General features: G+C 32.7%; 8 protein-coding genes. 4 read left to right on the top strand and 4 right to left on the bottom strand.

Annotated features, from left to right (window positions below):
• Window positions 1-149 precede the first annotated feature (149 nt).
• Genes ABXQ82_RS10420 through ABXQ82_RS10410 form a run of 3 tightly spaced genes read right to left on the bottom strand, consistent with a single transcriptional unit; the run spans window position 150 to window position 5,017 of the window.
• Window positions 150-590 carry a hypothetical protein gene (locus tag ABXQ82_RS10420; protein ID WP_367058848.1) on the bottom strand — a complete coding sequence of 147 codons (441 nt, stop codon included), beginning with the start codon at window positions 588-590 and terminating at the stop codon, window positions 150-152.
• Between the two features lie 26 nt (window positions 591-616).
• The gene (locus ABXQ82_RS10415; protein WP_367058845.1) at window positions 617-4,762 is read right to left on the bottom strand and encodes an amino acid adenylation domain-containing protein; all 4,146 of its coding nucleotides are present in this window, start codon (window positions 4,760-4,762) and stop codon (window positions 617-619) included.
• Between the two features lie 12 nt (window positions 4,763-4,774).
• On the bottom strand, window positions 4,775-5,017 hold the full coding sequence (locus ABXQ82_RS10410) for an acyl carrier protein (RefSeq protein ID WP_367058842.1): 243 nt from the start codon (window positions 5,015-5,017) through the stop codon (window positions 4,775-4,777).
• Window positions 5,018-5,342: 325 nt separating this feature from the next.
• Between ABXQ82_RS10410 and ABXQ82_RS10405 the strand changes: the two genes are divergently transcribed.
• The 4 genes from ABXQ82_RS10405 to ABXQ82_RS10390 are packed head-to-tail and all read left to right on the top strand — an operon-like array spanning window position 5,343 to window position 12,706.
• Window positions 5,343-6,596, top strand: a complete 1,254-nt coding sequence (locus ABXQ82_RS10405; RefSeq protein ID WP_367058839.1) for a HupE/UreJ family protein — start codon at window positions 5,343-5,345, stop codon at window positions 6,594-6,596.
• Between the two features lie 8 nt (window positions 6,597-6,604).
• Complete coding sequence (locus tag ABXQ82_RS10400; protein WP_367058836.1) at window positions 6,605-10,591, top strand: amino acid adenylation domain-containing protein; 3,987 nt, start codon at window positions 6,605-6,607, stop codon at window positions 10,589-10,591.
• A gap of 3 nt (window positions 10,592-10,594) precedes the next feature.
• A complete protein-coding gene (locus tag ABXQ82_RS10395) occupies window positions 10,595-11,941 on the top strand; it encodes a hypothetical protein (protein ID WP_367058833.1) in 1,347 nt (448 codons plus the stop codon).
• 27 nt (window positions 11,942-11,968) lie between these two features.
• Entirely contained in the window at window positions 11,969-12,706 is a 738-nt protein-coding gene (locus tag ABXQ82_RS10390; RefSeq protein WP_367058830.1) for a 4'-phosphopantetheinyl transferase superfamily protein, read from the top strand.
• A 183-nt stretch (window positions 12,707-12,889) separates the two neighbouring features.
• Here the strand turns inward: ABXQ82_RS10390 and ABXQ82_RS10385 are convergent, their stop codons facing one another.
• Window positions 12,890-13,642: a metallophosphoesterase gene (locus ABXQ82_RS10385; RefSeq protein WP_367058827.1), complete on the bottom strand. Its 753-nt coding sequence runs from the start codon at window positions 13,640-13,642 to the stop codon at window positions 12,890-12,892.
• Window positions 13,643-13,724 lie beyond the last annotated feature (82 nt).

Genomic DNA, 13,724 nt, shown 5'->3' with positions numbered 1-13,724 from the left:
TCATGTTTTATGTGCACGCTTTAGATTTGCTCAAGGCAAAACTAAAACTTGCTTGTTACAATTATAAATAAGGAATGAAACTTTGTAACCGTGCAGTTAATGCATGTAGAAATTCTGAAGACGTTTCTATGTTGCAGTTTTTAAGACAGCTACACCAAATTAAATTGTGGAGGTATCTTTATTTTTTTGTAAAAACCACTTTGTATTTTGTCTGTATAACAACATGTAGTTGACACTCTTTTAGTTGAAAATAATTTCTCTAGACCATAATTAAAGGAACTCAAATGCTTATCAATTTTACTTTCTTTTGGATTTGGTTGTTTTGAGTCTTTCTGTTCTGCATCATCTTCTCCAAAAATAGTATCTATGAAATCAATTATTCTATGCTCATGTGAGGAAATAGCTGAAGGCATCAATTTAACTTCAGAATTTATATCAAAATTATGGGAAATGAGCACACTTGGCTTTTCTAGGTTATGAGAAATAAAATGCAAAACACTATTAATTTCATTGTGCAATGGCGCTATTAAATAAGCAATGCTCATTGTAATGGCGACAAATTTTATGATATGTATTTTAAGTTGTTTCATTATTTCTTAACCAGTACTCAATACTATTATTCTTCTAATAACTCAATCATTGTTTGTTCTATATGGTTTGCATATGTCTCTATTGTAGGTAAATTAAATACCTTATTTAAAGGAATATTCATTCCCAATTCTTCATTAATTCTTGATGTTACTCTTATAGCCGCTAAAGAATGACCTCCTAAAGCAATAAAATTATCATGAACTCCAATTTTTTCCATGCGTAAAACTTCCTTCCAAATACCTTCAACCAATTCCTCAATTTCGTTTCGTGGTGCAACGTAGGACACTTCCATTTCCAGTTGGTCCACGGTTAAACTTCTTAATGTCTTTTTATCGGTTTTTCCATTTTTTGTCAAGGGCATTTCTTCTAAATGCTTAAATACCGAAGGCACCATATACGACGGTACTTTTTGGGACAAATAGTGCTTCAACTCCTTTTGGGTCAAATTGTTATTCCCTGTGTAATACGCTACCAATTTCTCATCATCTTCAAACATATCGGACTCTTCATACCCAATTTCTTTCATAATACGCTTTACTTCGGGCTCATCTATATATTCATTTATTTCTTCCAGACTTTCATCTCTTGTTTTATGACCTAAACGAACATCCCAGCTGTAGGGAAATGAATAGTTACTGTAACCCAACTCTTTTTTATGAACATAAATACCAACCTGATTTATTAAGCAGTTGGTTGAACGTCCGGTATCTGTTGGTCTTACCCAACCTACTTTTTCCTTTAAAAAACTTAACATGTCTTCTAAACTCACATCGGAATAGCGGTAAAAATCTACAAACTGTACTTTATCAAAAATGGCATCATCTTCAAATATTGATACATCCAGAAGGTCCTTTACCGCATCTTCTTCTCTATGATAGAGTTTTCTAACTTCTAAAATCGTGTCATCAATTTTCTTCACATCTAAATCGTCTTCCCAAAATAACTCTTCCGTAAGTCGTGTTTCAAAAAATTGCCCCCTTGATAACCCAGTAACAATAAAAGGTATTTGTTTTTCCATAGCAATTTTAGTACTCAAAGTATAAATGGTCTTAAAACAACCATTACACACATTTTGGTGCCGTTTCAAACTATCTACGAAAATATCATTCATGTGGTTTGTTTCTCCATAGATGTGATCTACGCCAAGTTGAGAAACTATGCGATCTACATTTGCCTTTGCCTGCTCTGAAATGTAACCGTTATCTAGAGTAAAAGCCAAAACATTCAAGCCCATACTTACCAATTGTGCTAAAATATAGGTGCTGTCTTTTCCGCCACTTAAAAGTGATAAACAATCATATTCAGGGTTTTTACCTTTTGTGGACATCAAAATTTCTCGTAATTCGTCTTCGGTTTTAAAATAGCGTTCAGCTTTCTCTTTATAGCCCTTAAAAGCATTACAAAGGTTGCAAACTCCAAATTCATCAAATTCGGTTTGGGGATAATTAGATGGTAATCCGCACTCTGTACAATTAATTACACTTTTCTCTGGAATGTGCTCTTTTTTATTAGTTACCAATACCACAGCGCAATCATCGATATCTTCAAAATCTACTAAGTTTGCCTCAATATCGGTAAGTTCTATCCTATACCCTCTGAGCTTTATTTGTTCATCTACCCTACCCAAATATTCATATTCGCCTTTCTGGTTTATTCTGGCCAAATCGCCAGTATGGTACATTTTAGTCCCTTTTATAAAAGGATTGTCAACAAATTTGTTATTGGTTAATTCTTCTAATTTTAAATAACCATTTGCCAGACTAGCACCGCTTAAATATAATTCGCCTACAACCCCATCTGGCACCAAATTTTGGTTGTCATCTAGAATGTAAGCATGCATATTTTTGATAGGAACGCCTATTGCAACGGAAACATCATCCTTGTGCTTTTCATTATCAAACGCCCCTACAATACAGCCAACAGTAGCTTCGGTAGGGCCATATTCATTATAAATTTTTACTGGATTGTTAAATGCTGATGTAATAGCTTGAGCTAAATTTACCTTGAAATCTTCTCCCCCAACAATCATGGTGTGGATGTTGGAACTTGCTAAATCCCGATCTTTTAAAAATGATAAATGAGAAGGTGTTAATTTAATTGTATTCACACTATTATCGCCTAAAACCTGCATTAGGGACATATCTGGCCCAAAGGTATTTTCGGTATATAACATTAATTTCCCACCACTAATTAATGGTAACAATGTAGATGTAATTGTTAAATCGAAACCGATTGAAGTGAACAGCGGCAGTATTGTTTTATCTGTAATATCATAATAATCCTTGGCCCAAAACAAATAATTTGAAAGTGCCCCATGCGAGATTAAAACACCTTTTGGGTTTCCTGTTGAACCAGAAGTGTACAGCACATAAGCCAAGCTATTTAATGGTAAATTTGACCCGGGACTTTCTTCGGGTTGTTTTTTAATGTCATCTTTAATGGCTGCCAAATCAATGTATGGGACTTCAATATTTGAAATATTATTTTGTAACACACCTTCCGTAAGCACAAGAGAACATCCTGAATTTGAAATAATATAGGCAACCCGCCCTTCTGGCTGATCTGAAGCAATTGGGATAAATGTACCGCCTGCTTTCATAATTGCCAGCACCCCAATAATGTATTGGCTGTTTCGATAATTATAAAGGGCAACATTGTCTCCTGGACCAATGCCTTGTTTTTTCAAATAATTTGCCAATTGATTTGCCCTTTTATTTAAGCCTTTAAAAGTAAATGTATCGTTTCGGGATTGCACCACTACAGCATTTGGCTTATGCTTTACCAAATTCTCAAATACTTCAAGCGCATTTAAAACGCCATTATCATTTACCAGATTTGGTTCTAAATATGCTTTTAATTCTTCTTCGGTCGCTATCCCTGTTGCAGTTATCGGTTGATCGATATCACTCAAAAAAGCATTAACAATATTTTTGAAATGAATTGCAGCCGAATCAAGTTTAGAGACACCTAACACATCATTATTAACATCTAAGATCAATTTCAAATTTCCTTCCCCAGCAAAGTCGCAGACATGAAAACGCAGTTTGTGGCCCGGGTCGGCATGCCCAGGATGTATCCATTCTGCCTTTGTTTCATATCCAGAGAAAACAGGAAAACTTGAATTTATATAATTGAATATAGTATTGAAACTACGATTTAATTTTGCAGATGATGCTCCCGTTAAGCCATATTTTAAATAGTTATTGGTTTCATTCTGAACCTTCTTCAGTAAAGAATTAAATGTATCGTCTTCATCAATTTCTACGGCAAGTGGTAAAATTTCGATAAATAAACCTGTTATACTTTTAAAACTTTTTTTGACTCTATTATGAATTGGCGCACCTACTACTAATTTTTTTTGCCCGCTAATACGATACATGTAAGTAAACAATAGCGTAGCAAAAACGTTAAAAGCAATAAGATCCTTATGCCAGGACATTGCACCACTTTGGTTGGAATTATCTATAAGCTGCTCAACCTCATCAATATTCAATTCAATTTCTGTTCTATTGGACTTTGTGGTTAGATCCTGTAGTTTTTTAACGCCATATAAAGGTGGCATCTCATTGAAAGTTTCAACTTTATCTTCCCAATATTTTGTAATATCCTCGTTATTTGCTCTTTCCTTTAATTCAAAATCCACAAACGTTTTATACCCTATATTTTCAACTTGAGCATCATTAGTCCCTCTTTTTAAACTTTCGTAAATTTTGGACATGTTTTCAAATAGAATGACGGAACTTGAAGCATCGGTTATTACATGATGTAGGTTAAGAAACCAAATATATTCATCTGAAGTTCTCTTTATTAACGCAGTATCGAAGAGTTGTTCCGAAACGTCGAATGGAACCTCACTTCTTGTCTGCAACCAAGAATTTACCATTGCTTCCTCCTTTTCAAAAAAGTCAAGATATGCAACGGTGTACTCTAAAGAAGCTGCAATTTTTTGATTTGGCATGCTATCTACTTCAATAATAACAGCTCTTAAAACATCTGTCGTATTGATTAATTCCTGAAATGCATTTTGAAAAACACTTTCGTCAATCTTACCTTTAATATAAAATGCATAAGGCACGTTATTTATTGGTGTATTAGGATTGAGCTTATCCACAAGCCACAGCGACGTTTGGCTTTTTGTTAACGGAAGTGTTATACTTTCTAAGGAATCCATGGGCATTGTAGGTTAATTTGAGATGTTATTAACGTAAGTTACAATACTATCAACAGACATAAAGTTCTCCAATGTAATGTCCTCAAAAGGAACAGTTATTCCTGAATGCTTTTCTATATATCGAACAATGCGCATTAAGCCCAAGGAATCTACCAAACCACTTGAAAGCAACTGATCTTCACCATTAATTTCAATAGATGTGTCTTCTAAAATTTCACTTTTTAAAAAAACTATCAAACCATGTTTTATGTCCATACATTTTGGAGTATTTTAAATTCTTTTCACGAGCCAGCAACAAGAATTCTAGAGAAGACTTGATCTATAAAAAATGTACCTTAAACAGTAAAATATATAGCATAGCATTTTTTTTATATAGCTTGTTTTACTGGAAAAGTAAATATATGCAATTAAGCGCAGAACCAAAATGAATCCATAACAGTTTGACGACTAATTAACAAGACTTATCGAAAAAAAACGCGAAAAAAGATAGTAATACTTCAATATTTACGATATTGAAACAAAAAATAGACGAAACACATATAGTATTCAATGTGTTTTTTTCTTTTAAAAACCAACTGTTATGAGAAAATTTTTACCTCAAATTTTGCTATGCGCTTTCTTCTTTTTAATAACTCCAAAAGTATTTGCGCATCATCCAGACAATAGCCTTTTGTATTTAAAAATATATGAAAACGCAAATATTGAAGGTGATTTTCATATTAGTGTGAACGAACTCAATGATGTTTTAGGACTAAATTTAGGCAAAAGAACAACAGTTGAAGCTGTAAATCCGCACATTAAAAAAATTCAGGAATACCTAATTAAAAACACACAGTTTTCTTACCAAAACCAGACATACAAAATAGTTTTTAGCGATGAAATACGACTATTAAAAGTTAGGTTTGCCGATTTTGTCATCTTTAATTTTCATCTAGAAAATACAGCGAAATCACCTGATAAGATGGATATTACATTTAAAACTTTTATTGAGGAGGAACCACAACACGTTAATCTACTGGGTATTGAGTATAACTGGAAAACAGGAAAGTTCAATAATGAAAAAATAATTGCCTTAGATTTTAGCAATAATGATTGGACTAAAACACTTCCTTTAAACGAAGGCTCTATTTGGATAGGGTTTAAGGCCATGGTAAGACAAGGTATTTGGCATATTTGGATTGGAATAGACCATATTTTGTTTATACTAGCTTTGATTTTACCTGCAGTTGTAAGGCGTAAAAGAAAAGGTGATAAAGGAGCCACAGGTGATAATAGTTCAAATAAGTGGGTATGGGAACCTGTACAAAAGTTTAAACCAGCATTTCTGTACCTTATAAAAATTATCACATTTTTTACCATTGCCCATACCATTACACTCAGTTTGGCTTCGCTACAAATAGTTGTGTTGCCATCAAGATTTGTAGAATCTATTATTGCATTGTCCATAGGTTTGGCAGCCTATCATAATATAAGACCTATTTTTAATGGGAGAGATTGGATAATCGCCTTTGTTTTTGGACTATTTCATGGTTTTGGATTTGCAAGCGTTCTTGGAGAACTAGGGTTTAATGGAGAGCATTTAACACTATCTTTACTTGGTTTTAATGTTGGGGTTGAAATAGGACAGTTGGTTATAATCGCCCTAATATTTCCTGTTTTATTTTTAATAAGAAAACTTAAATTATATTCAAAATTCTTAGTTTATCTTTCTATATTACTTATCATAATATCGTTATACTGGCTCATAGAACGTGTTTTTGATGTTGAATTCCCAATAGATAACCATATCCGTGTAGCTGCCTATAAATTTGCTTCTTGGTTAGGCTTAGTTTAAAAATGTTTATGGAAGATGAAAAAAAAATATCGCTATTAGATAAGTGGAAAAGTAAAACAAAAGAAAACGCTACTTTAAACACTATTGAGAAAGCTCCGGAAGGCATTAACATCCCGCTTTCTTCTGGCCAAAAAAGGCTTTGGTTTTTACAGCAAATGTATCCAAAAAACCCTTTTTATAATTATTCTGAAACCTATACCTTTGAAGGCGAACTGCATATCGATTGCTTAGTTGAAAGCTTAAAAAAAGTATATCAGGATCATGATATTTTAAGATCAACTTACCTTTTTGAAAATAATGAGGTTGTCCAAAAAATTGACCAAGATGCCGAAATGGCTATAACAATTCATGATTTTTCTACACTAAATCCTGAAGATGCAGCAGTTGAATCCTTAAAAGTTCAAAAAAATGAGGCTACTAAGCATTTTGAATTAACAAAAAGTCCGTTGGTAAGAGCAGCTATTATCAAGATAGCAGGCAACCACCACATACTTCAAATTACGCTTCACCATATTGTTACAGATAAATGGTCCATGAGGATTTTCAGGGAACATGTGGCTGGATATTATTTGGAATTAACGTCCAACAGCAAGTTAACAAACAGAAAAACCACTTTACAATATTCAGATTATAGCTATTGGATTGAAAACAAGGCGACAAACCACAAAGCATTAGCATATTGGAAAGCGAAACTCTCAGGACAGATTCCGCAATTAACATTACCTTTTGATTATAACAGACCTTTAAAACCAACTTTTAAAGGCGCAGCATCATTTACTCAAGAGTATTCAAAAGAAGTGTCTTATAAACTTTTAGGGTTATCTAAGGAAACCGGAACTACGCCCTATAATTTAATGTTAGCGATATTTTACCTATTTCTATATCGTCTTAGTGGGCAAACGAATATTCTAATAGGCACCCCAATAACAAATAGGGATAGAAAAAGTCTAGAAAACCTTATTGGTTTTTTTAACGATACAGTTGTACTAAGAGCAGATATAGATCCCAAAAAGTCTTTTAAAGATTTTGTGCAATACATAAAGAACAATACGCTTGAAGCTTTTGAAAATAAAGACATCCCTTTTGATACCCTAGTAAAGGAGATGAATGTGAAACGGTCACTATCAACTAATCCGTTTTTCCAAGTGATGTTTCTATACCACTCCAAACCAGAAAACCCATATTTTGGAGATCATCTTAAATTATCCCATACTTGGTTTGATTCTGAGGTTTCTAAATTTGATTTAACTATTTATGTTGGTGAAGATCAAGGCATACTAAGCTCAACTTTTGAATATGCCTCTGATTTATTCGACGTATCCACTATCAATCGATTTCAGGAACATTTCAAAAACCTAATAGAAGAAATAGTTTCAAACCCCAATAAAAATATTGCCGAAATACAAATGCTTACTGTTGCTGAGATGAAATTACATCTGCAAGAAACCAAGTATGCAAATGATTTTCAAGCAGGAAATGGTATTCATCACATCATTCAAGATATTGCCAAAAAATATCCTGAAAAAAAAGCGGTCACATTTAATGACTCATCATTAAGTTATGAGGAACTCGAAGGCAAATCCAATGTAATCGCTCAAAAAATACTAGCTTTAAAAGTTGATAGAAATGCTGTGATAGGTTTATGTGTTGAGCGTTCAACTGACATGATAGCTGGGATTCTCGGAATTTTAAAGGCCGGATGCTGTTATCTTCCAATAGATCCAGAATACCCTAAGGAAAGAATAAACTTTATGGTTTCCGATTCGAATGCCAAAATTATAGTTTCAAAATCCCATTTAAATTCTTGTTTTAGCGCAGAGAAACTTTCGTGTATTAACTTGGATAAGATGCTATTTACAGAAAAAAATCAAGTAAATCTTCCCGAAGTTGACCACAACGATTTGGCTTATATTATCTATACTTCTGGTAGTACTGGAAAACCTAAGGGTGTGCCGATTTCACACAAAAACATTATCAATTCCACTTTAGGGCGAATAGCGTATTATAAAAATAATCCTGAAGCATTTTTATTAATGTCCTCCATTTCATTTGACAGCTCGAAAGCGGGCATATTTTGGACACTTTGTACAGGTGGAACTTTGGTAATTTCAGAAAAACGTATGGAGCAGGATATCGCTAAAATTGGTAATATTATTAAAGACAATACCATTACCCATACCCTAATGTTGCCTTCACTTTACAAAACCATTTTAGAATATATTGATAAAACGCAATTAAAGACCTTGTCAACCGTAATTGTTGCAGGAGAGGCTTGCTCAATATCACTTTGTGAAAATCATTTAGAAAAATTACCCGAAGTTAATTTACACAATGAATACGGCCCTACTGAAGCATCGGTTTGGTGTAGTGCGCATAAAATTACTTTCGAAGACCTGAAAAGAAATCAAGTTCCTATTGGAAAACCCGTAGCAAACTCCCAAATTTATATTTTAGACTCTAATAAGAACAGAGTACCAATAGGCGTTACTGGTGAAATTTATATTGGCGGTACCGGTCTATCAAAAGGTTATTTAAACAGGCAGGAATTAACACGAAGTCTTTTTATTGAAAACCCTTATAATCCAAATGAAAAACTCTATAAAACAGGAGATTTAGCGAAATACAATAATGATGGTACCATTCAGTTTATAGGACGTGTTGACCAGCAAATAAAAATTAGGGGCTACCGTGTAGAACTAGAAGCTATAGAAAATACTATTAACAAAACACCCAATGTAGAACAGGCCATTGTTTTGGTCAAGGAAAACGAGGGCAAGCCAAAACGTTTAATTGCCTATATAAAACCCAATGGTAATTTTGATGAACAGGATCTTAAAGACACGCTTAAAAAGAAATTGCCTGACTACATGATGCCTCATACTTATGTGGTTATAGATAACTTTTATTTGCTTCCAAATGGAAAGGTTGATAAAAAAGCGCTTGAAAATATTGCGCTTGAGGTGACCACCTCTAACACAAAAGCTATTGCTGCACCTAAAAATGAAATAGAGGAACAATTATTAAAAATCTGGGAAGAAACTTTAAATATTTCACCCATTGGTACACATGATAATTTCTTTGAAATTGGTGGCGATTCTATTTTAAGTATTCAAATTATAGCCAAAGCCAGAAAAAACGGTATCATGCTCTCTCCTAACCAGCTTTTTGAACACCAAACCATAAGCGGACTTTCAAAAGGTTTATTGGAGGCCGAAAAACAAGATGATGAATGGAATTTTATCGCGAAACTTAGAGATGGAGGTAGTAAAAAACCATTATTCTGTATCCATTCCGGAGGCGCCCATGTTCTCTTTTATGGTTTGCTTAACAAATATCTTAAGCAGGACAGACCCATTTATGCGGTACAACCTGTTGGTCTTTATGGATCAGAAGAAATGCACCAGAGCATAGAAGAAATGACTTCGGCATACCTTAAAGGCATCAGAGAAATTCAACCTCAAGGGCCTTATAATATTTTGGTATATTGTTTTAGTACCTCTGTTGGCAATGAAATGGCCATTCAACTGGATAAAATTGGCGAGGAAATTAATATTATAGTATCAGATACAATGGCGTCCCCCTGGAACGCTACGGATGGCGACACATTAAAAATTCGTGTATTTTCGTTTTTAAAGCGTTTTTTATCCAATCCTCTCAAGGCTACGAAAATCTTCTTAAATGATAGAATATATATTATACAAGCCCTTAAGGGTAAATATTTTGGAAAAGGGGATGAAAAAAAATTAGAAGAACTCAAAGCTAATTTAAGAAAGATTAGTGTAGATTACTCATGGAAACAACATAATGGGAAAGTATCATTATTGATTACGGATAAACCAGATAAGAATTTCAATGAATTTATTATAAACTCTTGGAAAAAATATGCCAAGGGAGGTGTCACAATTTACCCAACAAAAGGAAATCATACAACTTTATTTGAAGAACCTGATGTTAAATTTGTTTCTGAACAAATTGATAAATGTCTTAATAATTAAAAAATGGCACATATTGCACTAATAATTACTGGTTTGACAGGAAGGTTACATTCTAGCTTTAAATTAGCAACCAAGTTACAAAGCGAAGGTCATTCGATAATATATTTATGTCCTCAAAACGTTAGGGAAAAAGTGGTAAAACATGGTTTTGATTATGTGCAATTGTCACCTATAAATTTTGGATACAAACATTCAACGTTAAAGAACATTCAATCTTCATCTTGGGTAAAACGATTTGTATATCATTATAAAAATTATTTCAACCATTACGAAATTGGAAAAAAAGTATTAGGGCTTGAGGTATATAAAGCAGAACTTAAAAAAGTAAAACCCGATCATTTTATAATCGATGTAGAACTACATGATCTCATATTTGCTGCAAGTGCTCTAAACATTCCTGTAACATTATTTACAGCATGGTTTTCCAATAATATGGGATTAGGCCTAAAACTTCCTCCCCTACGCACAAATATTATTCCTGGTAATGGGATAAAAGGAAGTTCACTTGGAATCCTAGCAAGCTGGTTATTTATCAAGTTTAAAGTACAGGCAAGAATTTTAGTTAACAAATTAACTTTTAAAGATTACAGAAGAAAGGTTTTAAGAAAATTCGCAAAAGAAAATAATTTTCCAACCAATACACTTATAGAGAGTAACCTACCATACCTTTTTTGCTATACAAATTTACCTATCCTATCTTTTACATTATCTGAAATGGATTTCCCTCATAAACCAGCAAAAAATCATATCTATGTTGGTCCCATGATATATGAAAAAAGAGATTTTAATTTTGATGTAAAATCAATACATCTTATTGATGAAATTATTAATGAAAAGCAAATGACTAACAAAAAACTCATTTACTTTTCGGTAGGAAGTATTCTCGTTCCTGATATCGATTTTGTAAAAAAAATAATAAAAAGTATTGAAGAAGAAAAAAATTGGCTTTTAATTGTCAGTCTTGGAGGTAAGTTACCTATTGATACATTTAAACCTCAGACCAATTGTTTTTTTATCCCTTGGGTGCCGCAATTAAAAGTTTTAGAGCATACTGATTGCGCTATAGTTCATGGTGGTATAAATACTATAAGCGAATGTTTACATTATGCCGTTCCGATGTTGGCATACTCGGCAAATGTAGCTGAAGGAAATGGAAATGCTGCAAGAATCCATTACCATAAACTAGGGATTATGGGTGATAAAATCAATGACTCGTCGAAAGAAATAAGAGAACACATAAATAAAATTCTTAATGATAAAACTTATAAAAATAATTTAAATACCCTTAATAGTATTTATCGTAAATATGAAGAAAAAACCCTTTCAGAACATTTAAATACAAAATGTTAATATAAGTCTAAGACCAATTTCTAACTAATGAATCAGCAACTTGATAATTTATTTGAAATTCAGAATAATGAAGTTTATATTTGGATTATCAATTGTAACCTCACTAAGGATAACATCTCTTTTTTAAGTAGTTTTCTATCTGACGATGAAATTCTAAAAGCCTCAAAATTCCGATTTAATAAAGACAAAAATTGTTCTGTTATTACACGAGGAGTTTTGAGATTATTGACTAGCAAATACTTAAAAATAAATCCCGAGGACATAAAGTTTAAATATGGTAAGTTTGGAAAACCTGATTTTGATTTTGATACTCCGCTAAAATTTAACGTTTCGCATGCAGGAGATTTGGCTGTTATCGGTTTTGTAAATAATTATGATATTGGAATTGATGTAGAATACATTAAAGGAGATTTTGATGTCTTGGAAATCGTGGATAATTACTTTTCAAAACAAGAAATCAAAACACTTAATTCAATCCCCAAAACATTACAAACCGAAGCATTTTATAGAGGTTGGACACGTAAAGAAGCCTTCATCAAAGGAAAATCTCTAGGTTTGTCTTTTCCATTAGATTCGTTTTCTATAAGCATTGACTCAGATGAAAAAGCGAAATTAACAGAAACGCTATGGGATGAGCATGAAAAAGAATTATGGCAAATCATTCCGTTTAAAACTGAAGCAGATTATAAGGCAGCCGTGGCGATAAAAGGAAATATTGATTCTGTGAAATATTTTGAGTTTAATTTAGGGTTGTTGGGTTCATAAGCAACTTGTTATTTCCTGATAAAATATATAACTCTATGCACACAAGTCAACTTTTTTGCTCAAAATACTTGACGTTTAAAATAGCCTTAGATGAATTGTGCTAAATAAAAATTTAAAAAACGCAAATTGTATGTCATTTAAATAGAAGGTTTTTTATAGTGCCTTGTCGGAAATACGACAAAATTAAACTTCAATAACCTTCTCATAATCAAATGCTTTGTGCTCGTCCCATTCCGCATAGCCAAATTGATTGGTTATCATATTAGTATTTCCAATTTTAAAACCATCTATATTTCTGTGAGAATGACCATAAACCCAATAATCAACATTACTATTTAAGATGAATTCTGTTTTTTCAACACAAAATGCTTCATTGAGATCACTACCCTTAAATTCATCAGCATTACAATGTTCACTTGGTAAATGATGCGTAATAACTACTTTTTTGCCTTCCTTTTTTATTTCATTTGATATAAAATCAAAGGCCTTATTATGAATCATATTATAATCATTAATTGTCAATCGCTTCTCTTCAAACTTGATTAATCTAAAATCATTCATGCCCATTTTTATTTCATTTATATGCTTCTCAATTTTAGACCAAAGTGTTGAAAAAATAAAATTAGTATCACCAATTTGTACCGATGTGTTGTTTAACATATGTACATTTTTTTTAATTTCTATTTGACTTGACAATAAAGCTGTTGCAGCATTATATCCTCCATAGTACTCATGATTGCCCGGTATTAAATATACGTGTTTAAAATCTTTGGAAATCTTGTTTATGAAGTCTAATTTAGAATAATCTCTTTCTAGATAGTAAGTGTCACCTGCAATAATTAAGGTTTCACTCTTTGGCACCAACGGATTATGTTTCAGCCATTCTCTATTTTTAGAAAATTCCAAATGTAAATCTGAGCAAATTTGAATTTTCATATAGTAATCATAATTATTTTGTAAAACGCTGGCTAACAAAATTTGCATTTCTTCAATTGCGCAAAACATTTATTTCTCTAAA

The sequence above is a fragment of the Algibacter sp. 2305UL17-15 genome, from assembly GCF_040720935.1.
Lineage (GTDB): Bacteria > Bacteroidota > Bacteroidia > Flavobacteriales > Flavobacteriaceae > Jejuia.
Note: the sequence above shows the minus strand (reverse complement) of the source record. Positions and strands in the feature narration are given on the sequence as shown.